This window comes from Pseudomonas sp. GW821-FHT07G10, from assembly GCF_059418545.1.
Genome location: NZ_JBWKQB010000001.1, coordinates 351460 through 373186, shown reverse-complemented (window position 1 = coordinate 373186; position 21727 = coordinate 351460). Strand labels below are relative to the sequence as shown.

General features: G+C 60.2%; 19 protein-coding genes and 1 riboswitch. Of the genes, 6 read left to right on the top strand and 13 right to left on the bottom strand.

Features of this window, described 5'->3' with window-relative positions:
- Positions 1-191 precede the first annotated feature (191 nt).
- The 9 genes from AC07O1_RS01685 to AC07O1_RS01645 form a co-directional block, all read right to left on the bottom strand.
- The gene (locus AC07O1_RS01685; protein WP_495087737.1) at positions 192-902 is read right to left on the bottom strand and encodes a PqiC family protein; all 711 of its coding nucleotides are present in this window, start codon (positions 900-902) and stop codon (positions 192-194) included.
- A 175-nt stretch (positions 903-1077) separates the two neighbouring features.
- Positions 1078-3336, bottom strand: coding sequence for a DNA topoisomerase IV subunit A (gene parC, locus AC07O1_RS01680; protein WP_494993419.1), 2259 nt, complete (start codon positions 3334-3336; stop codon positions 1078-1080).
- 10 nt (positions 3337-3346) lie between these two features.
- Positions 3347-3868, bottom strand: coding sequence for a retropepsin-like aspartic protease family protein (locus AC07O1_RS01675; protein WP_495087736.1), 522 nt, complete (start codon positions 3866-3868; stop codon positions 3347-3349).
- Positions 3865-4851 (bottom strand): esterase-like activity of phytase family protein, encoded by a 987-nt coding sequence (locus tag AC07O1_RS01670; protein ID WP_495087735.1) that lies wholly within the window; start codon positions 4849-4851, stop codon positions 3865-3867. The genes AC07O1_RS01675 and AC07O1_RS01670 overlap by 4 nt, the downstream gene beginning before the upstream one ends.
- A complete protein-coding gene (gene parE / locus AC07O1_RS01665; protein ID WP_494993416.1) occupies positions 4851-6755 on the bottom strand; it encodes a DNA topoisomerase IV subunit B in 1905 nt (634 codons plus the stop codon). The genes AC07O1_RS01670 and parE overlap by 1 nt, the downstream gene beginning before the upstream one ends.
- Positions 6756-6800: 45 nt before the next feature.
- Positions 6801-7409 (bottom strand): YqiA/YcfP family alpha/beta fold hydrolase, encoded by a 609-nt coding sequence (locus tag AC07O1_RS01660; protein ID WP_495087734.1) that lies wholly within the window; start codon positions 7407-7409, stop codon positions 6801-6803.
- Positions 7410-7649: 240 nt separating this feature from the next.
- Positions 7650-8465: a 3',5'-cyclic-AMP phosphodiesterase gene (gene cpdA / locus AC07O1_RS01655; RefSeq protein ID WP_495087733.1), complete on the bottom strand. Its 816-nt coding sequence runs from the start codon at positions 8463-8465 to the stop codon at positions 7650-7652.
- Between the two features lie 98 nt (positions 8466-8563).
- Positions 8564-9016: a DUF1249 domain-containing protein gene (locus AC07O1_RS01650; RefSeq protein WP_494993413.1), complete on the bottom strand. Its 453-nt coding sequence runs from the start codon at positions 9014-9016 to the stop codon at positions 8564-8566.
- Positions 9007-9624 carry an NUDIX domain-containing protein gene (locus AC07O1_RS01645; protein ID WP_495087732.1) on the bottom strand — a complete coding sequence of 206 codons (618 nt, stop codon included), beginning with the start codon at positions 9622-9624 and terminating at the stop codon, positions 9007-9009. The genes AC07O1_RS01650 and AC07O1_RS01645 overlap by 10 nt, the downstream gene beginning before the upstream one ends.
- 256 nt (positions 9625-9880) lie before the next feature.
- On the opposite strand from AC07O1_RS01645, the gene AC07O1_RS01640 reads away from it, so the two are divergent.
- Positions 9881-10627, top strand: a complete 747-nt coding sequence (locus tag AC07O1_RS01640; protein ID WP_495013406.1) for an RsiV family protein — start codon at positions 9881-9883, stop codon at positions 10625-10627.
- Here AC07O1_RS01640 and cytX read toward each other — a convergent pair.
- Together cytX and thiC are read right to left on the bottom strand one after the other, a co-directional pair.
- Entirely contained in the window at positions 10596-11888 is a 1293-nt protein-coding gene (gene cytX, locus AC07O1_RS01635) for a putative hydroxymethylpyrimidine transporter CytX (protein ID WP_494993410.1), read from the bottom strand. The genes AC07O1_RS01640 and cytX overlap by 32 nt on opposite strands.
- A gap of 154 nt (positions 11889-12042) precedes the next feature.
- A complete protein-coding gene (gene thiC / locus AC07O1_RS01630; protein ID WP_494993409.1) occupies positions 12043-13932 on the bottom strand; it encodes a phosphomethylpyrimidine synthase ThiC in 1890 nt (629 codons plus the stop codon).
- A 168-nt stretch (positions 13933-14100) separates the two neighbouring features.
- Positions 14101-14206: riboswitch (TPP riboswitch) on the bottom strand.
- A 197-nt stretch (positions 14207-14403) separates the two neighbouring features.
- Between thiC and AC07O1_RS01625 the strand changes: the two genes are divergently transcribed.
- Complete coding sequence (locus tag AC07O1_RS01625; RefSeq protein ID WP_495087731.1) at positions 14404-15840, top strand: TolC family outer membrane protein; 1437 nt, start codon at positions 14404-14406, stop codon at positions 15838-15840.
- A 47-nt stretch (positions 15841-15887) separates the two neighbouring features.
- Here AC07O1_RS01625 and waaA read toward each other — a convergent pair whose 3' ends face one another.
- Positions 15888-17162 carry a lipid IV(A) 3-deoxy-D-manno-octulosonic acid transferase gene (gene waaA / locus AC07O1_RS01620; RefSeq protein ID WP_495087730.1) on the bottom strand — a complete coding sequence of 425 codons (1275 nt, stop codon included), beginning with the start codon at positions 17160-17162 and terminating at the stop codon, positions 15888-15890.
- A gap of 22 nt (positions 17163-17184) precedes the next feature.
- Positions 17185-18069, bottom strand: a complete 885-nt coding sequence (locus AC07O1_RS01615; protein WP_494993624.1) for a LysR family transcriptional regulator — start codon at positions 18067-18069, stop codon at positions 17185-17187.
- A gap of 109 nt (positions 18070-18178) precedes the next feature.
- Between AC07O1_RS01615 and AC07O1_RS01610 the strand changes: the two genes are divergently transcribed.
- The 4 genes from AC07O1_RS01610 (at position 18179) to AC07O1_RS01595 (ending at position 21721) form a co-directional block, all read left to right on the top strand.
- A complete protein-coding gene (locus tag AC07O1_RS01610; protein ID WP_494993406.1) occupies positions 18179-18511 on the top strand; it encodes a DMT family transporter in 333 nt (110 codons plus the stop codon).
- A 218-nt stretch (positions 18512-18729) separates the two neighbouring features.
- On the top strand, positions 18730-19905 hold the full coding sequence (locus AC07O1_RS01605; protein WP_495087729.1) for an NAD(P)/FAD-dependent oxidoreductase: 1176 nt from the start codon (positions 18730-18732) through the stop codon (positions 19903-19905).
- Positions 19902-20714: an aldo/keto reductase gene (locus AC07O1_RS01600; protein WP_494993404.1), complete on the top strand. Its 813-nt coding sequence runs from the start codon at positions 19902-19904 to the stop codon at positions 20712-20714. Before AC07O1_RS01605 ends, AC07O1_RS01600 begins: the two co-directional genes overlap by 4 nt.
- A gap of 41 nt (positions 20715-20755) precedes the next feature.
- On the top strand, positions 20756-21721 hold the full coding sequence (locus AC07O1_RS01595) for a metal ABC transporter ATPase (protein WP_494993403.1): 966 nt from the start codon (positions 20756-20758) through the stop codon (positions 21719-21721).
- The last annotated feature ends 6 nt before the right edge of the window (positions 21722-21727 follow it).

Below are 21727 nucleotides of genomic sequence, written 5' to 3'. Positions count from 1 at the left end.
TCAGGTAGAGCACCAGGCAAAAGCCCGCAGACGAGTAATCGCTGCGGGCTTTTTTATTGATCAGGAGAGCGGCGGCACAGGGCTCTCGCGTAGCAGTTGCCGAAGGCTACGCATGAATATCTGTGCGTCCTGGGGTATGCAAAAACAACAAAGCCCGCATCTATGCGGGCTTTTGTTTTGTAGCAAACACCTTAGAACCGAAACATTTCCATATCCGTACGGACCGGCGAGGCCATCGGGATCTTCGGCTGTCTCTCTTGTTCGGCCGGCTTCACCTGCACAGGTGCAGATTTGCGCGGCGCATCAGCTACAGGCGGCTGATTGGCCAGCGGCTTGAGCGCCGCCGACAGTTGCTCGGCCAGGCGCTGCAGCAATACACCTTGGGCCTGAACCTGAGAGGCTGTGCTGCCAGCATGCTGTTCCTGCAAGTGAATGATGCGGTTGTCGCGAACCTGGCCACGACGATCGATCAAACGCCATTGAGCATCGAGAATCGCTGGCTGCGAAACACCCGAATCCAGACGGGTGATCGATAACAGCACCTGAACATCCGGCGTGAAACCGAGGGTTGCCGGGGCCAGCACTACGCGCTGGCTGTCCAGATACCCGGCCACTTGCCTGAGCAGAAGCTGATTGATGTCGGAGGACAGGCTACCCGCCCAACGGCCGTCGGTCGCCGCTTGCAGGCTGCCATCAGGCTGGCGTTGCAACAGGCTTTCGCGTTGCAGGTAATCGGCTACCAGCACCGGGCCAAGCAATACCGCCATACCAGCGCTTTGTGCTGGTTGAGTTGGAGTTCCGCTGTCCAACTGATACAGCGACACCGGCTGGTGTACGCTGCAACCCGCCAGGCCAAGTAAGCCTGCGAGCAAAAGAATAAAAGGAAGGCGCAGAGCAATCATCATCCCATCCAAGTGGCAGCCATAAGGCGAACCACAGTGTAAATACTCAAAAACCTGAAGAACGCTCAGCCACGCCAGCGCTTGAAAGGGCATATCATCCGTGAATATGCGCCGCGACTCCAGCGTTGTAACGTCGATCTACGGGTTAAATCGCAGATCGAGCGCTCTAGACAGCCTAATTGAGAGTTTCTACCAACAGCGCATCCACCCGCTGGAAGCCACGCGGCAATTTGTTACCACGGCGTCCACGCTCACCTTTGTAGTGTTCCAGGTCGTCGGCTTTCAGCGACAAGGTGCGTTTTCCTGCCTGCAGTACCAGCGTCGCGCCATCCGGTAGAACCGCGATGTCGGTAACATATTCCTCACGGCTGGCCACACGCTCACCGGAAATCCCGATGATCTTGTTGCCCTTGCCTTTGCCCAGTTGTGGCAGATCGCTGATCTTGAAGATCAGCAAACGACCTTCAGTCGTTACCGAGGCCAGCCAGTTCTGCTCACGATCACTGACCGGGCGCGGCAGCATCACTTTGGCATTGTTCGGCAGGCTCAGCAACGCCTTGCCTGCTTTGTTCTTGGCCTGCAGGTCTTCACCCTTGACCACAAAACCGTAGCCGGCATCGGAAGCGATGACGTACAGCGCATCATCTTCGGGCAGCAGCACACATTCGAAACTCGCTCCAGGCGGTGGCGTCAGACGACCGGTCAGCGGCTCGCCCTGGCCCCGCGCCGATGGCAGGGTGTGGGCCGCCACTGAATAACTGCGTCCGGTGGAGTCAATAAACACCGCGAACTGGTTGGAACGTCCGGCGGCCGAGGTTTTGAAACCATCCCCGGCTTTATAGGAAAGCCCGGTGGCGTCGATATCATGACCCTTGGCGCAACGCACCCAGCCTTTTTCCGACAGGACGATGGTGACCGGCTCGGTCGGCATCAGTTCGTTTTCCGACAACGCCTTGGCTTCGGCACGGGAAACGATCGGCGAGCGGCGGTTATCGCCATAGGTTTCGGCGTCGTTGATCAGCTCAGTGCGCACCAGCTTTTTCAGCTTGGTTTCGCTGCCGAGCAAAGCCAGCAGCTTTGCTTGCTCCTTGAGCAGTTCATCCTGCTCGGAACGCAGCTTCATTTCTTCCAGCCGCGCCAACTGACGCAAGCGGGTGTCGAGAATGTAGTCGGCCTGGATTTCACTCAGGGCGAAACGCTCGATCAGCCTGGCTTTTGGATGCTCCTCGGTACGGATGATGTGAATCACTTCATCCAGGTTGAGGTAAGCGACCAACAAACCGTCCAACAGGTGCAAACGACGCTCAACCTTGTCCAGACGAAACTGCAAGCGACGGCGTACGGTGTTAACGCGAAATTCCAGCCATTCGACCAGCAAGGTCCGCAGGTTCTTCAGCTGCGGCTTGCCGTCCAGACCAATGATATTGACGTTGACCCGGTAGCTGGACTCCAGCTCGGTGGTGGCGAACAGATGTTGCATCAGCTCGTCGAGATCAATCCGGTTGGAGCGCGGGATAATCACGATGCGGCACGGGTTCTCGTGGTCCGACTCATCACGCAGGTCAGCGACCATCGGCAGCTTTTTAGCCTGCATCTGTGCCGCAATCTGCTCCAGGACCTTGGCGCCCGAGACTTGATGCGGTAGCGCGGTGACGATGATGTCGCCGTCCTCGATGCGATATACAGCGCGCATACGCACCGAACCACGGCCGGTTTCATAGATTTTCAGCAGGTCGGCGCGCGGCGTGATGATTTCCGCTTCAGTCGGATAGTCCGGGCCCTGGATGTGCTCACAGAGCTGCTCGACCGTGGCCTTTGGCTCATCCAGCAAACGTACGCAGGCCGCCGCGACCTCCCGCAGATTATGCGGCGGCACGTCGGTGGCCATGCCCACGGCGATGCCGGTGGTGCCGTTGAGCAGAATATTCGGCAAGCGGGCCGGCAACACCAGAGGTTCGTCCAGGGTACCGTCGAAGTTCGGCCCCCAGTCCGCGGTGCCTTGGCCCAATTCGCTGAGCAACACTTCGGAGTAACGCGACAGCCGCGCCTCGGTGTAACGCATGGCAGCGAAGGACTTGGGATCATCCGGCGCCCCCCAGTTACCCTGGCCGTCCACCAGCGTGTAACGATAGCTGAACGGTTGTGCCATCAGCACCATGGCTTCGTAGCAGGCCGAGTCGCCATGGGGGTGAAATTTACCGAGCACGTCACCCACGGTCCGTGCGGACTTCTTGTGCTTGGAGTCAGCGTCCAGCCCCAGCTCACTCATGGCGTAGACGATACGCCGCTGTACCGGCTTCAGGCCGTCGCCGATATGCGGCAAGGCACGGTCCATGATCACGTACATGGAGTAGTTGAGGTAGGCATTTTCGGTGAAGTCAGCCAGCGATCGGCGCTCTACGCCATCTAAGCTGTCTGCAAGGATGTCACTCATGCGGGCCTCATCAATTCGTTGTCTGGCGCAGCAGCAAGGTGCCGCCACGCTGGGTAAATTCAAGTTTTTTCAGGGCGCTCATGCCCAGCAGCACTTGCTCGCCGCTCAGGCCTGGCGCCACCAGGGCACGGACATCGCGCAAGACGATATCGCCCAATTGCAGGCTATCAAGACGGGTTCGATACCCCTCGCTGCGACCATTGGCGGTGCTCAAGGTCACCGGTGCACCTTTTTCCAGACCAAGGCGCTCGGCCAGTCCGGACGGAATCGACACATCGGTCGCCCCGGTATCGAGCATGAAATCCACCGGCTGGCCGTTGATCTGGCCGCTGGCAACAAAATGCCCTTGGCCGTTGCCGACCAGTTTCACTTCGATATAACCCTTGCCTTGTTGCGAGGTGACGACAGCATTGGGGTTTTCCTGACGCTGTTCCCACTGCCCGAAAAACCGCGTCGCCAAAAACAGTCCAGCTCCCCAGGCCAGCACCAACAGCACGCGTCCGACTCGTTTGCCGGGCGGTTGCTGACTCATGGTTTGGCGCTCCAGCCATCGGCCGGCGCGGCAAAGCGCCAGACAATCGGTCGTTTCTCGCCATCGGCACGGGTAAAGCTGCCGTTGTCGACGCCGATCCAGGCGCCGTCATCGTCGATGGTCAAGGCTTCTGCCAAGCCGTATCTGGTTTTGTAACGCCGACTGTCGGTCAATGCGTCATTGGCGAACGACCAGCAGCGCTCGATCTCGCCGGTAGCCGGCGTACGTCGACAAATACGATAAGCCATGCGCTCAAGGGTAAACAGCTTGTCCTTGTAGAACACCAGGTCGGAAAAGTCTTTTTGTTGCCCGCCAGTCGCTTTGACCTGAGGTGGCGGTTGTTCAAGCCCGCCTTCGCTCATCACTACACAATTGCTGTCGCAATCCCAGACCGTCTGCTGCTTATGCACCACCAGCAGACCACGGCGCTCGCGCTCGGCCGCCAGCCATAACAGGTTGCCGGCCGGATTGATGGCAATGCCTTCGAACACTGCATTGAAATGCAGCAGCATGCCGCTGGCACGCGCCTGGCGAACCATCAGCGGCGAGACTTTCAACCACGCGGGTGCACCACCCACCGGCGGTACCTGCAGAACGGCTGCATGGGCCTCGCTGACCACATAGCGATTACCGGCACTGTCGCAGGTGATACCTTCGAAATCCAGATTGCCGCCACGTAACGGAGCGACCGCCCAGGTACGCATGCGCAGCCCCCAGGGCAGCCCGCTGTCCGGCACTGGCGGCACGTCGATGCGCACCGTTTCGGCCTGCCAGACGGTTTCGCGGGTATCGAGCCGATAGATCTGATTATCGTCGCGATCAGAAACCGTCCATAGCTCTGTACCGCACTGCGCCAGCCCGGAGAGGTTGCCGCCGTGCATGCCTTCGACCGGATGCTCGGCGAGCATCTTCAGTTCAGGCAGGGGCGCAGCCCCAACCGAGGCCGCCAACAACAGAAACGCCAGGGCGAAGCCGCTCCGCATCAAGCCAGAACCTCGGCCAGGTTGCCTTTGGACTCCAGCCAGGACTTGCGATCGCCGGCGCGTTTTTTCGCCAGCAGCATGTCCATCATTTCCGAGGTGGCGGCGAAATCATCCAGGGTCAGCTGGACCAGACGCCGGGTGTTCGGGTCCATCGTGGTTTCGCGTAGCTGCGGCGGGTTCATTTCACCCAGACCTTTGAATCGGGTGACCTGCGGTTTGCCGCGCTTCTTCTCGGCCACCAGGCGATCGAGAATGCCATCGCGCTCGGCTTCATCCAGCGCGTAGTAAATCTCTTTGCCGAGGTCAATCCGATACAGCGGCGGCATCGCGACGTAGACGTGACCGGCATCCACCAACGGGCGGAAATGCTGGACGAACAGTGCACAGAGCAAGGTCGCAATGTGCAGACCGTCGGAGTCGGCGTCGGCGAGGATGCAGATTTTGCCGTAGCGCAGCTGGCTGATGTCCGCCGCCCCCGGATCGACACCAATGGCCACGGCAATGTTGTGCACTTCCTGGCTGGCGAGCACTTCGCTGCCGTCAACTTCCCAGGTGTTCAAGATCTTCCCGCGCAACGGCAGGATCGCCTGGAACTCTTTATCTCGCGCCTGTTTGGCCGAACCACCGGCGGAATCACCTTCCACCAAAAACAGTTCGGAACGCATCGGGTCCTGCCCGGCACAGTCCGCCAGCTTGCCCGGCAGCGCCGGCCCTTGAGTGATGCGTTTGCGCTCGACCTTCTTGCTGGCCTTGAGGCGACGGCCGGCGTTGTTGATCGCCAGCTCGGCCAGTTGCATACCCAGCTCGGGGTGCTCATTGAGCCACAGGCTGAACGCGTCCTTGACCACGCCAGAGACGAACGCCGCCGCCTCGCGAGAGGACAGGCGCTCTTTGGTCTGACCGGAGAATTGCGGTTCCTGCATCTTCATCGACAAGACGAAAGCGATCCGCTCCCAGACGTCTTCCGGCGCCAGTTTCACGCCACGCGGCAGCAGGCTGCGGAATTCGCAGAACTCGCGCATCGCGTCCAGCAACCCCTGACGCAGGCCGTTGACGTGAGTACCGCCCTGAGCGGTCGGAATCAGGTTGACGTAGCTTTCCTGCACGCTGTCGCCGCCTTCCGGCAACCACAGCAGGGCCCAGTCCACCGCTTCTTTATTACCGGCGAGACTGCCACAGAACGGCTCGTCCGGCAGACGCTCGAACTCGGTGACCGCGTCCACCAGGTAGGAGCGCAGCCCGTCTTCGTAATGCCACTCGACTTTCTCGCCTGTAGCCTTGTCTTCAAAACTGACCAGCAGGCCCGGGCACAAAACGGCCTTGGCCTTGAGTACGTGCTTGAGGCGGCTGACGGAGAATTTGGGTGAATCGAAGTACTTCGGATCCGGGGCAAAGTACACACTGGTGCCGGTGTTGCGCTTGCCAACGGTGCCGATCACTTCCAGATCGGTGGCTTTGTAGCCATCGGCAAAGGTCATCTGGTACTCGTTGCCATCACGCTTGACGCGCACCCGGACTTGAGTCGACAGGGCGTTGACCACAGAAATACCCACGCCGTGCAAACCGCCGGAGAACTGGTAGTTCTTGTTGGAAAACTTGCCACCCGCATGGAGCTTGGTGAGGATCAGCTCGACACCCGACACACCTTCTTCCGGGTGAATGTCCACCGGCATGCCCCGGCCGTCATCGCTGACTTCCAGGGAGTGATCGGCGTGCAGGATCACCTGCACCGATTTCGCATGCCCGGCCAGCGCTTCGTCGACGCTGTTGTCGATGACTTCCTGCGCAAGGTGGTTCGGCCGACTGGTGTCGGTGTACATGCCCGGGCGTTTACGCACCGGGTCGAGGCCCGAGAGGACTTCGATGGCGTCTGCGTTATAAGAGCTAGCGCTGGGAGTGGCCATGGGGTCTCGTCGTTAGTCGTTCAATGAAAATAGGGGCCAGGGATTTCACAGTGCGGTGAAATCGATCGCCTGATACTGATCTGCGCCGATGCCGGCAAAACTCAACAGGGCCGGTAACTGCCCGGCAAAACCCTGAAAACCATGGTCGCCGCCAGCCTGGATACGCAAGGCACAGGCTCGGTAATACTGCTGGGCGAGGCGATAGTCCAGGGTCTCGTCACCTGTCTGCAACCAGACTCGAAACCGCACCGGGTCCTGGGGCGCCGGCACTTCCAGTTCGGCCAGGGCCGTTATATGGTCGTGGGTCAATTCCCAGGTTTCATCGGTATACAGGTTTTTCTGACTGCCCAGGTATCCGTCGAACATCCGATGGGGGCTGACGGCGGGGTTGATCAACAAGGCTTTGAGGCCATGGCGCTCGGCAAGGTGAGTCGCATAGTAGCCGCCGAGGGAGCTGCCGACCAGCAGTGGTCGACCAAGTTCGGCAATCGCCCGCTCCAGCTGGCCAATCGCCTCACGCGGGTGGTGATGCAGGGCTGGCACCTGCAATTGTTCACTCAAGCCAAGACTGTCCATCACGCTGATCAACTGACAGGCCTTTTTCGACGCGGGCGCGCTGTTGAAACCGTGGATATACAGGATCGAACCGGACATGCGAGCTCCCGCTATGCATCAGCCAAAGATGGGGGGCAGTTTACAGGGACTGGCGTGGATTGACTTGCTCTGAGATGTATCTGGCTCTCGTGGCAGCTGGCGAAGCCTGCGTTCGAGGCCGAAGGACTCGCTAGCCCGATGCCCCCCCGACTTCTCTGAAGATCCGCGTCGTCAGGTTTTACGACTGCTGCGCCCGAACGCGGACCGAGCCGAACGCAGGCTTCGCCAGCTGCTACAACGTCAGTACCCCTTGCCGCCATAGTCGACCTGGAAATCGAAGCCGGTCACCCGCTCAACCCCGGTTTCCAGCCGTCCGTCCGACAACAAACGCAACCAGCGATAGCCCGGCGCGAGGTCATCGACCTTGAAATCTTCGCTGCCGGGTTCGAACTGGATGCAAGTCGACGGCGAAGCCAGAAGACGCACGTCATTGCGCCGCTGATCGATTTCCTGGTGTACATGCCCCCAAAGCACTGCGCGAACCTGAGGGAAACGGTCAAGTACCGCAAATAGCGCCTCAGGATTGCGCAGACCGATCGGCGCCATCCAGGCGCAACCGATGGAAACCGGGTGATGGTGAAAACACACCAGATGATGGCGCTCTGGAGCTTCGCTCAAGGATCGGGCGAGCAACTGCAACTGCTCATCCTGTAAATACCCCGGTACCGAGCCCGGCACTGCGGAGTCCAGCAGGGTAATCCGCCAGTTGCCGATATCCACCACGGATTCGAGCAACTGGCTCTGGGTGGCCGCCTCGGCCATCAACAGGGGCTCATCGTGATTGCCGGGTATCCAGCGCGCTGGCGCGGCGATCTGGCCGGTCATCTGACGAAATTGCCGGTAAGACTCCAGCGTACCGTCCTGGGACAGGTCGCCACTGGCGATCATCAAATCGATTCGCGGTTGTTGCGCCAATACCAGCTCGATGACCTTTTGCAGGCTCTCGCGGGTATTCATGCCCAATAACGTCCCTTCTGCGTCGGCGAACAGATGGCTGTCAGAGAGCTGCACCAGCAACACGGAATCGGTGGTGGGCAGAGTGGATACGCTCGGCAAGGCATTCTCCCAGGGCGTGATCACGAAATTGGATGAATAGCGCAATTATGCTGGGGAAACCGAAAAGGGGAAACCTGCGAAGCGGACGCAGTTCACATCTATCGCACAGCTTCGAACTCATGGCCGCAGGCCAGGCAATGGCTCAACCACTCGCCGAGGAACACATTGAGCTGGGCCTTCTCGTCCGGCTGGTGCATGAACGCATTGGGGTATGGATAAATGCCGCGAAAGCGCCGGGCATTTTCGGCACTGATGACTTCGGCCATGCGCGCGTCGTGATAGACCTGAACTTCCAGTTGCGGGATCGGCAGCCATGGCAGGCTGTGTTCCTGGCGCACTCGCAAAGTAGTGGTGTAAGGGCAGGCCTGGAGCACTTCCAGCGCCAGCACGCCGAGCATCTGGTCGCCCTGGGTGACGGCAATCCGCCGTGCGACAGGCTGGTTACGCATGTCCGGCAACAGTCGCATCAAGCGAGCGTAATTCGCCTCACAGGAGGCTTGCAGCCCGACCAGGTCGACCCGGTAGCGATCGCGTAACTTGTTTACGACCATAACCCCCTCACTTCAACGCGGTTCAAAGCCAGCCATTGCAGGGCAATGATGCTTGCCGCGTTGGAAATCAGTCCGTCGCGCACGGCTTGCAGGGCATCTTCGAACGCCCAGACCGTCACCCGGATATCTTCTGCTTCTTCCTCCAGCCCATGTAAGCCGCCGGCCCCAGTACTATTACAACGCCCCAGAAACAGGTGTACGTATTCGGTGCTGCCACCTGGCGACGGAAAATATTTGATCATCGGCCAGAGTGCGGAGAACGTAAGCCCAGCTTCCTCCTGCGCTTCGCGGTGAGCAACTGCTTCCGGTTGCTCTTGCTTGTCGATCAGACCAGCTACCAGCTCGATCAGCCATGGATTGGCCGTCTTGCCCAGTGCACCGACGCGAAATTGCTCGATCAACACCACTTCATCGCGCTGCGGATCGTAAGGCAGCACACAGACTGCATCGTGGCGAACAAAGACTTCACGACTGATCTCACGACCCATACCGCCGGCAAACAGCTCATGGCGCAGATGTACGCGATCAAGCTGATAAAAGCCTTGAAAGCATTTCTCGCGCCGAACGATATCGACGGTTGTCGGAGTGGCGTTGGCAAAGTCAGTCATATCAATCCTAATTCCTGCAGTCCGATCCGAGGCTCCCCCTCGACTTCGCGCCATCCTAACGCGCTCTCGCCTGTTGATGCAGCTCCTTTCCAGTCGCCGGGATAGACGGCTGACTACAAACCAACTCTAATTAGCGTAGGTCGTAATGACGGTCACGCAGTCATTCAACGCCAACACGACCTCGCGGCGAACTGACTGCTCCGCTGACAGTCGAAGCCGGTAACTTTTGCCTTTCTCTGGTTTATGAAGGACGCTCATGTCGCTGCTTAAAATCGCCTCCATGGCCTGTATCGCCCTGACTCTGGGTGCATGTCAAAGCCTGTTTCAGCCCAACTATCGGGCACCGCTGGAAACCAAACGCGACGCTCAAGAGCAGATCAAACCAGGCTGTAACACCCCGGATTGCCCGCTGGTGAACATCGATACGCTGCAGTTCCCTGCCGAGCCGCAACTGGACGGCATCATTGAAAAGCGCCTGCTGCAATTGACCCGCACCTCGCCGGATGCACCGGTCCCGGCGTCGCTGAACGCTTACCGGGAGCAGTTCCTGCGTGAATCCGATAGCCGCCACGGCAGCTATTTACAGGCCAAGGTACGTGAGCAGCATGACGGCTTGGTGATCATCGAATTATCCAGCTATCTGGACACTGGCGATGTCCAGGGTCAGCCGGGACGTGGCTTCATCAACTATTCGCGCCAGCAGCACAAGGTGCTGAATCTGTCGGATATGTTGCTGCCGGGGCAGGAAGAGGCGTTCTGGAAGGCCGTGCAGGTGGCTCACAACAGCTGGCTGATCAACACCAGGCTGGATCAGGAGCCTGAGTTTGTGAAAAGCTGGCCATTCCAGAAAACTCCGCATGTGGCACTGACCAACGGCGGGGTGATCCTCAAGTACGAGGTGTCCACCATTGCGCCTTATGCACTGGGCCACATCGAACTGAATATCCCCTACCCGCGCCTGAGCGGCATTCTCAAGCCTGAGCTGTTTCCCGGCCGAAGCTGAAAGCCCGGCCCAGCACGAACTGCAACAGCCCTGCCAGTACCAGTGACGGCAGGGTTGCGCCGATCTGGGGATAGAGATTGGCCAGCAGGTGATAGGTGCTCACCCCGCCCAACCAGGCCAACAGTGCCGGCCAGCGCAACGCTGATGACACCAGCTGTGCACTGCGCTTGCGCAGAATGAAATGATCCACCAGCACCACACCGAACAGCGGCGCGAATACCGAGCCGATCAATAGCAGGAAGTTCTGGTACTGCGCCAACGGCGCGAAGCACGCGATCAGCGTGCAGATGACGCCGATAGACAACGCCAGATGTTCGACTTTCAAGCGCAACAGAATCCCGCTGGACACCGCTGCCGAGTGAATGTCTGCGAAGGCGTTTTCTGACTCGTCCAGCAGAATCAGCAGCAGCGGAATCCCCAGGCCAGCACCGGCCAGCGCCAGCAACAAGGCATTCACTTCACCGCTCGGCGCGAACGCCAGGGTGTAGGCAACACCCAGGCTCATCAGCCAGAAGTTACCGATAAAGAACCCCAGCGCCGTGCCACCGAACACGCTTTTGGCGCGCTTGCCAAAGCGCGAGTAGTCGGCAATCAACGGCAGCCAGGACAGCGGCATGGCAATGGCGATGTCGAAACCCACTGCAAACGGCAGCGAACCGTCACCGGCCTGAGCCCACAACGCGGCCAGATCGGCCTTGGCAAACAGGTTCCAGGTCAACCAGGTGCAGGCCGCCAGCAGCAACCAGATACCCCATTTGCGCAGGATCTGCCGCACAAAGGTCAGTGGCCCGCTCACCGCAAGCAAGGTCGCCAAGGCTCCGAACGCCAAGGTCCAGAGCAACGGATTAGCCAACAGGCTGCCGTCGCTGAAAGCCCGCGCACCGAGCAGGCTGGCAGCATCGCGCATGACGATGATTTCGAACGATCCCCAACCGATCAGTTGCAGCAGGTTCAACACCGCCGGCAGGCTCGCACCGCGAGTGCCAAGGCTGAGCTTGAGTGCGGCCATGGACGACAGACCCGTGTCGCTGCCGATCACGCCAACCGCGGCCAGCAGCAGAACGCCTACCGCGGTGCCCAGAAAAATCGCCAGTAACGAACCGGACAGGCCCAGGCCTGGTGCAAGCAAAGCGCCGGTCTGCAAGACCATCAGGCCGATGCCGAGGGAAAACCACAGGGAAAACAGATCACGCGCGCCGAACACGCGTTGCGCCAGAGGCACAGCGCGATCAGGAGAATAGGTGCTGATTGGAATGCTCAAGGGTGTTATCTCAGAGGAAATATGTGCGTTTGATCGTTCCCACGCTCTGCGTGGGAACACAGCCTATGACGCTGCGCGTCATTGCCGAAGCGGACGCAGAGCGTCCCGTGAGGCATTCCCACGCTGGAGCGTGGGAACGATCATGGCTACTGGATCAAACTTTTTTGTACAGCTGACTGCCTTCTTTCTTGAATCGCTCGGACTGTTCTGCCATGCCTTGCGCCACATCTACATCGACCGCTTCAATCCGCTGGTTGGCTGCGTATTCGCGGACTTCCTGGGTGATTTTCATCGAGCAGAATTTCGGCCCGCACATGGAGCAGAAATGCGCGACCTTGGCCGAATCCTTCGGCAGGGTTTCATCGTGGTACGAACGAGCGGTGTCCGGATCCAGACCGAGGTTGAACTGGTCTTCCCAACGGAACTCGAAACGCGCCTTGCTCAAGGCGTTGTCACGGATCTGCGCGCCCGGATGTCCCTTGGCCAAGTCCGCCGCATGGGCCGCGATCTTGTAAGTAATGATCCCGGTCTTCACGTCATCCTTGTTCGGCAGGCCCAAGTGTTCCTTCGGCGTGACGTAGCAGAGCATGGCGCAACCGAACCAGCCGATCATCGCCGCACCGATACCGGAGGTGATGTGGTCGTAACCCGGAGCGATGTCGGTGGTCAGCGGGCCGAGGGTGTAGAACGGCGCCTCGTCGCAGCACTCCAGCTGCTTGTCCATGTTCTCCTTGATCAACTGCATCGGCACGTGGCCCGGGCCTTCGATCATGCACTGCACGTCGTGCTTCCAGGCGATTTTGGTCAGCTCGCCGAGGGTTTCCAGCTCACCGAACTGCGCTTCGTCGTTGGCGTCGGCAATCGAGCCCGGACGCAGGCCGTCGCCCAGCGAGAAGCTGACGTCGTAGGCCTTCATGATTTCGCAGATTTCGTCGAAATGGGTGTAGAGGAAATTCTCTTTGTGATGCGCCAGGCACCACTTGGCCATGATCGAGCCGCCACGGGAGACGATCCCGGTGACGCGCTTGGCGGTCATCGGCACGTAGCGCAGCAACACGCCAGCGTGGATGGTGAAGTAGTCGACGCCCTGCTCGGCCTGTTCGATCAGCGTGTCGCGGAACAGCTCCCAGGTCAGGTCCTCGGCCACGCCGTTGACCTTCTCAAGCGCCTGGTAGATCGGAACGGTACCGATCGGCACTGGCGAATTACGGATGATCCACTCGCGGGTTTCGTGAATGTGCTTGCCGGTGGACAAGTCCATGACGGTGTCTGAACCCCAGCGAATGCCCCAGGTCAGTTTCGCCACTTCTTCTTCGATGGACGAACCCAATGCGCTGTTGCCGATGTTGCCGTTGATCTTCACCAGGAAGTTACGGCCGATGATCATCGGTTCCAGTTCGACGTGGTTGATGTTGGCCGGGATGATCGCGCGGCCGCGGGCGATTTCTTCACGTACGAATTCGGCGGTGATTTCTTTCGGGATACTGGCGCCGAAGCTGTGGCCGGCGTGTTGCTGGGTCAACAGACCGGCAGCGCGCGCTTCCTGCAGCTTCATGTTTTCGCGGATGGCGACGTATTCCATCTCGGCGGTGATGATGCCTTTGCGGGCGTAGTGCATCTGGCTGACGTTGGCACCCGCCTTGGCGCGGCGCGGGTTGTTGACGTGGGCAAAACGCAACTTGGTCAGTTCCGGGTCGGCGAGGCGTTCCTGGCCGAAGTTGGAGCTCAGACCGGCCAGACGCTCGGTATCGCCACGGTCGTCGATCCAGGCGGAACGCACATCGCCCAGCCCCTTGCGCACGTCGATGACGACATTGGGGTCGGTGTACGGACCGGAGGTGTCATAAACGGTGACCGGCGCGTTGATTTCGCCACCGAAGTCGGTAGGCGTCACGTCCAGAGTGATTTCACGCATCGGCACGCGAATGTCCGGGCGCGAGCCCTGAACATAGATTTTTTGCGAGCGGGTAAAGGGCTGAACCGACTGTTCATCGACCTTGGCCGACTCACTCAGGTTGGTGGCGTTTTTTGATTTTGTACTCATCACGGGCTCTCCAGACAACATCCAGGCAGTGGATTTTTGTCGGAGCGAACCTGTAACGAATGGACGCACCTGTCGCCGAAAAAACTAGCGGATGGTGCTGTGCTCAGTGCTCAAGGGGTGTTCGATTGTCGAACAACATCCCGGACGAAGCACAAGAGGACTCGCCGCAGGACGAGAAATCTTGTTCCCTACGCAGGCGCTAACCTGATCAGGTTCAACGGGATCCGGAATTATCCGATCTCAGCCTCATAACAAGGCACCCCGACAAGAACCCGGTCAGTCTAGACAGAACTCATCCAGAACGCCAATACCGGTGTAAACAGCGTGATGAATGGCGCAATTACAGGATTGTTGCCACAAGCCTGCACAACTACACTCGCTACGCGGCACCCCGGCCTTGACGCTCTGCACTGCGCGCCGTAGCCTTGGCGTTTAAATTATTGTCGTAATATTCACTCTAGGGATCGCCTCATGCTGCGCAAACTCTCACTGGCCCTCGCCGTGTCTTGTGCGTCCAATGGAATGGCCTGGGCAGCAGAAGCGCCCTTAACGACCAAAACCGATCTGGTCAGCGTCTACCAGGAAGCGGTGAACAACAACGCCGACATCGCTGCCGCCCGCGCTGATTACAATGCACGCAAGGAAGTCGTTCCCCAGGCCCGTGCCGGCCTGCTGCCAAACCTCTCGGCCGACGCCAGCGTGACTGACGTGCGCACGCAATTCGACCAGCCGGCCACCACCGCCAACCGCAGCGCCCACGTCTATCAGGCGACCCTGGCCCAGCCGCTGTTCCGCGCCGACCGCTGGTTCCAGTTGCAAGCCGCAGAAGCGGTCAACGAACAGGCATCGCTGCAACTCTCGGCGACCGAACAGAACCTGATCCTGCAAAGTGCCGAGAACTACTTCGCCGTGCTGCGCGCCCAGGACAACCTGGCCTCGACCAAGGCCGAAGAAGCTGCTTTCAAGCGCCAACTCGATCAATCCAACGAGCGCTTTGATGTCGGCCTCTCGGACAAGACCGACGTCCTGCAGTCGCAAGCCAGCTACGACACCGCCCGCGCCAACCGGATTCTTGCCCAGCGCCAGGTGGAAGATGCCTTCGAAGCGCTGATCACCCTGACCAACCGCCAGTACAACTCGATTCAAGGCATCGTTCACACCCTGCCAGTGCTGGCACCGACGCCGAACGATGCCAAGGCCTGGGTCGACACCGCCGCCAGACAGAACCTCAATCTGCTGGCCAGCAACTACGCGGTCAGCGCAGCCGAGGAGACCCTCAAACAGCGCAAGGCCGGTCATGCGCCAACACTGGACGCTGTTGCGCAGTACAAGAAAGGCGACAACGACGCCCTCGGTTTCAGCAACCCGACCTTTGGCCAACCATTCGGTGGCAACGTCGAGCAACGCTCCGTCGGTCTGCAACTCAATATTCCGTTGTACAGCGGCGGCCTGACCAGTTCGCAGGTTCGCGAGTCCTATTCGCGACTGAGCCAGACTGAACAGCAACGTGAAGCCCTGCGCCGGCAAGTGGTGGAGAACACGCGCAACCTGCACCGGGCAGTAAATACCGACGTCGAGCAGGTGCAGGCACGCCGTCAGTCGATCATCTCCAACCAGAGCGCAGTGCAAGCCACGGAAATCGGCTATCAGGTGGGAACGCGCAATATCCTCGACGTGCTGGACGCTCAGCGCCAGCTCTACACCTCGGTACGCAATTACAACAACACGCGCTACGACTACATCCTCGACAACCTGCGCCTGAAACAGGCGGCCGGGACGTTGAACCCTGGGGATTTGCAGGATCTGTCGCGCTACCTGAAAGCCGACTACAACCCGGACAAAGACTTCCTGCCACCGGACCTGGCCAAGGCCGCACAGGAGCAGCTCAAGGCTAATCCCGGGTATTGATTTTTTGCGGCGGGAGCCGAGCGGGCTTTTTGTGGCGATGCTCGGCCCTAGTGCATCAACCGCCCCAACCCATCCAGCAAGCGCTTTAGCGCTCCTTGATTGGCGTGCATCACCTTGAGTCCCGCCTCAGCCATCTTCTGCGCATCGTGCGGTAACTCGAACAGCCGCTGTACCGCTACCGCCAAACCTTGCGCATCATCTACTTCCTGCAACGCTCCGGCCTCTCGCAACAGCGCCGCGATTTCGAGGAAGTTGAACAAGTGCGGGCCGCTCAGCACCGGTTTGGCCAGCGCGGCCGGCTCCAGCAGGTTATGCCCGCCGCTGGCCACCAGGCTGCCGCCGACAAAGGCACTGTCTGCCAGCGCATAGAGAAACAGCAGCTCGCCCATGGTGTCACCGAGCAACACGGAGGTGTTCGCGGTGACGGGTTCAGACGAGGAGCGGCGTACGGTAGTAAAACCCTGTCGCTGACACAACTCGAACACCGGGTTGAACCTTTCCGGATGACGCGGCACCAGAATCAGCAACGCATCCGGATGGCTGGCGAGCAACTGTCGATGGGCCGCCAGCACCACCTCATCCTCACCTTCGTGGGTACTTGCGGCGATCCACACCGGACGTTCCATGGCTTGCCATTGGCGACGCAAGTCGGTGGCGCGCGCCAGCAATTGCGGATTGATGCTCAGATCGAACTTGATAGAGCCGGTCACCTCGACCGTGTCAGGCCGCGCACCAAGATCACGAAAACGCTGCGCCTCAGCCTCGGTCTGCACCGCGAACCAGCTCATTTCGCCAAGCATCGGCTGAGTCAGCTTTGCAAAACGGCCATAGCCCCTGGCCGAACGCTGCGATAACCGTGCATTGGCCAGCGCCACGGGAATCCCGCGTTTGGCGCACTGATGAATATGATTGGGCCAGAGCTCGGTTTCCATGATCACCGCCAGTTTCGGCTGGACCCGTTCGAGAAACCGCGCCGCAGCACACGGCAAGTCGTAAGACAGATAGCAGTGTTGAATTCGCGGTTCGCCAGCGAACATCTCGCTGATCCGCTGCGAGCCAGTCGGGGTCATGCAGGTCACGGTGATTGGCAACTGTGGGTAACGTTCGAGCAAGCCTCGGATCATCGGTGCGGCGGCAATGCTTTCGCCTACGGAAACCGCGTGCACCCAGATCCCGCCCGGCTGCAGGGCTGGCAAACCAATGGAAAAGCGTTCGCCAATTCGCTTGGCGTAGGCCGGCGCCTTGCGCGCCCTTAGCCACAGACGCAACGCCACCAATGGCAGCCCGAGATAAAACAGCAAGGTGTATAGAGTTCTATTCATGGCGGCGGAGTTTATCGGTTTTTTAGCCGATCGCCTGCAAGTGCACGGCAAAACGTTCCGCCAGCCAGCGTGCGGCCGGACCAAGGGGCTCGTCGCGGCGCCAGACCAGCTCCACCACCAGCGCCGGCGGGGTCCATTCGCTGACCAGCTCGACCATCTGCCCCTGATACGCCGGGTACTGCACCACGTGCCGCGGTAACCAGGCCCAGCCCAGACCGCGCATCAGCCATTCGGCCATCACGTAGAAACTGTCGGCGCGCCAGACCTGCGGGCTGACCTGCTCGCCGCCTGGATATCCGCTCAACTGCGGGGCAATCAGCAATTGCCGATGCCGGGCCAACTGTTGGCGATTGACGTGCTTCTCGTTCGCCAGCGGGTGCCCGACCGCACACACGGTGACCATCTCAACGCTACCCAGAGCCCGACGCTCAAGGGCTTCGGGCATGTGCTCGTGGTGAAACAGCAAACCCAGGTCGGCGCGCCGCTCAACCAGCTTGCGCGCCACGTCACCTTGAGCACCGCTGGCCAGTTGTACTTCAACGCCGGGAAAACGCTCGGCCAACGCCTCAAGACTGTTGAGCACTGGCTGAAAAGGCATCGCTTCGTCCTGGGCCAGGCGCAAACGCGCTTCCTGACCGCGCATCAGCGCCAGTGCCCGGCCATTGAGGCGTTCGCACTGGCGCAAGACTTCCCGCGCCTCTTCCAGCAACGCACTGCCGGCCTCGGTCAGACGCGGCTGGCGGCCACTGCTGCGTTCGAACAGGCTTACGCCCAGATCCGCTTCCAGCATCGCAATCGAACTGCTGACCGCCGACTGTGCCTTGCGCTGGTCGCGAGCCACCGCAGAAAACGAGCGTTGCTCGGCAACGCTGACAAACAGCCGCATCTGCTCCAGATTCCACTGAATGCTCATCACTCAACCCATCTTCAAATCAGATAGGCAATGACTTTACCCCATCTCCACAATCTCTAGAATGCCGACCTCATCAAGCAGGCCAAAACACGAGGAATCGCCCATGAACGCTTACTACTACCTGGCCATCGCCATCTGCGCCGAAGTGATCGCCACTGTTTCGATGAAAGCGGTCAAAGGCCTCAGCACTCCGCTCCCCCTGCTGTTGATCATCGTCGGTTATGGCATCGCCTTCTGGATGCTGACCCTGGTGGTGCGCAGCATCCCGGTCGGGGTGACCTACGCGATCTGGGCCGGCATGGGCATCGTGATGGTCAGCATCGCGGCGCTGTTTATCTACGGGCAAAAACTCGACATCCCGGCAGTCGTCGGCATGGGAATGATCGTTCTGGGGGTGGTGGTGATCCAGCTATTCTCGAAAACTGCCGGGCATTGAAAAAGCAGCAACGCTACGCAGTTTCGTAGCCGCTGCCGAAGGCTGCGTCCGGCTGGCAGCAGTCGAAAATGGCTTGGAATTCGGTCTACCAGCAACACCGGATTGCCCTGATTGCGACCGTTTCACGGCCGGACGCAGCCTTCGGCAGCTGCTACAGGGGGATCCGGTGAATATGAATCTGTATACTGCGCCCCTAGTCTGAACACTGAGGTCGCCGCATGCCATCCGTTATTTCCACCGACGTTCTGATTGTCGGCGCCGGGATTGCCGGCCTCTGGCTGAACGCGCGCCTGCGTCGCCAGGGCTTTTCGACTGTGCTGGTGGAAAGCGCCAGCCTCGGCGGCGGGCAAAGCGTGAAGTCTCAAGGGATCATTCACGGCGGCGCCAAGTACGCGTTGCACGGCGCGCTGACCGGCGCATCTGAAGCCATCGCCGACATGCCACGCCGCTGGCGCGAAGCCTTGGCGGGTACCGGCGAGCTGGACCTGTCCGGTGTACGCCTGCTCTCCGAAGCCCACTATCTGTGGTCCCCCGGCACGATTGCCGGCAACCTCACCAGTTTTTTCGCCAGTAAAGCCGTGCGCGGCAGGGTCGATCAGGTCAAGGGCGATCAACTGCCGCCAGCGCTGCAAGACCGCCGCTTCAAGGGCAAGGTCTATCGGCTGGCGGAGTTGGTGGTCGACGTGCCGAGTGTTATCGAGCGCCTGGCCCAATTGGCCGGTGACGGCCTGCTGGCCGGTCAGACAATCGAGCCTCTTGTGGAAAACGGCGAACTGGTCGGACTGCGGGTCGATCGGCGGGAAATCCGCGCGCAACGCATTGTCCTCAGTGCTGGAGCCGGCAATGCCGACTTGCTCACGGCTTTGGGTCTGAGCCAGCCGGCGATGCAACGTCGGCCATTACACATGATCATCGTCAAAGGCCCGACCCTCAAACCTCTGTACGCCCACTGCCTGGGTGGCGGGCCGAAGCCGCGAATCACTGTCACCACGCACCCGGCGGCCGATGGCCAGTGGGTCTGGTATCTGGGTGGTGATATCGCCGAAGCCGAAGGCGTCGCCCGTGAACCGGCTGCGCAAATCGCTGCGGCGCAGAAAGAGCTCGGCAATCTGCTGCCGTGGGTCGACCTGAGCCAGGCGCAATGGGCGACCTTGCGGGTTGATCGGGCCGAGCCGGCGCAATCGGGCCTGACCCGTCCAGACAACGCCTTCCTCGCCGAACAGGATCGTCTGTTGGTGGGCTGGCCTACCAAACTGGCTTTGGCGCCGGACTTCGCCGATCGCGTCCTGGCCGCGCTGGACCGCGATGGCATTCAGCCAAGCCACGCGGCGGCCTTGCCCGAACTGCCGAAGCCGCCGATGGCACAGGCCGTCTGGGAGCAGCTGTTGCCATGAGCCAGGCCACCTTGCACGACCTGCATCGCCCACTTGGCAGCACCGGCCTGCTGGTCTCGCCGCTGGGCCTGGGCACCGTCAAACTGGGTCGCGACCAAGGGGTGAAGTATCCCAATGGGTTCCAGATTCCCGACGATGACGAAGCACGAATGCTGCTCAAACTGGCTCGCGACCTGGGTATCAACCTGATCGACACCGCCCCGGCCTATGGCCGCAGTGAAGAGCGACTCGGCCCGTTGCTGCGCGGCCAGCGGCAAGAGTGGGTGATTGTCAGCAAGGTCGGCGAGGAGTTTTCCGACGGCCTGTCGCACCACGATTTCAGCGCCGAACACACGCGTTTCTCGGTCGAGCGTAGCCTGCAACGCCTGGAAACCGATTTCATCGATCTGGTGCTGGTGCACTCGGACGGCAACGATCTGGCCATTCTCAACGACAGCGAGGTCTACCAGACCCTGGCCGAGCTCAAGCGTGAAGGCAAAATTCATGGCTTCGGCTTTTCCGGCAAGACCGTCGAAGGTGGTTTGAAGGCTCTGGAGCAAGGCGATTGCGCCATGGTCACCTACAATCTCAACGAACAGGCTGAGCGGCCGGTCATCGACTATGCTGCCGCACACGGCAAAGGCATTCTGGTGAAAAAGGCTTTGGCCAGCGGTCATGTCTGTTTGAGCCCGGGTGTTGACCCGGTCCGCGCCAGCTTCCAATTGCTGTTTGAGCATCCCGGTGTTGCCAGTGCTATTGTCGGGACCATTAATCCGCTGCACCTCGCCCACAATGCGGCGACTGTCGCGCAGGTTTTGCGCAGAAACTGACGCCGCCGCCGCGGCCGCCCCCGACGCAGGAAGGAGCTGAGATGCCGCGCACGCTCATTAGAAAGAACCCCAGCAACTTCAAAACCCTGCCGTTGATCGTCGAAGCGACTCCCGAAGGCCTGAGCTATCAGAGTATCGGGATGCCGCTGAATTTTTCGCAAACCCTGCAGCGTCGTCGCCCGGTCATGGTCGCTGACGCCCAGCGTTTTTCTCTCGAACTGGCCAACCTCGGGGTATCGGTTCGTCTGACCCTGCATTGGCAGAATCGAGATTACTGGGTTTTGGTTCGCCAACGACGTCAGGACCGTGGTGATGTCGTGCTCAAGCTGATCTCCGGTTATGTACCGGCCCACGAATTGAACCTGCCGCTGCACACCGCGATTCAGGAGATCGCTGAAGAGTGCCTGCTGGAAACGCCTGAAGGCTGGCTCAGCGGGCGCTTCAACGACACCTGGCTGCCGGCGCCTTATTCGACTGCCCTGCATTACCGCGAAGCCCTGCCCTTTCGTCTGACGCCATTCTCCGGCGCGGCGCGGCCGGTGCGTTGCGCCAATATGCAACTGATCGAACGCCCAAGAGCCTACGTACATCTGCCCACGGCTTCGCTGCAGTTGATTTACGACTTGCGTCTGGATGTTCCGAAAGAAGCCAAATCACTGAGCCTGTTCCACGTCGATGAGCGTCTGGAGGGTGATCAACTGGTCGCTCGCCTGGACCGCAAACGGCCTGACCTTTATCTGATGCCGCTTGAGGATGGCGAGCCCTTGGCCGAGCTCTATACCTTGAAAAAGGGTCATCTATACGCGGCCAGCACTCGTGGCCTGTATCTGGCAGAAAGCTTTGCCCGGCAGGACGGCTGGCTGGTGCGCGATGAGCGGATTCGCTGGAAGGACTGGCTCAAGCAGCAAGGCTTGAACCACCCGGCGAATGATTCAGGCTTCAAACGCCTGACCGGCAAGGCGCGGCAGCTGCTGAAGAAGATCGTACCCAGGAGCGTTGCACGCTAACCTGTG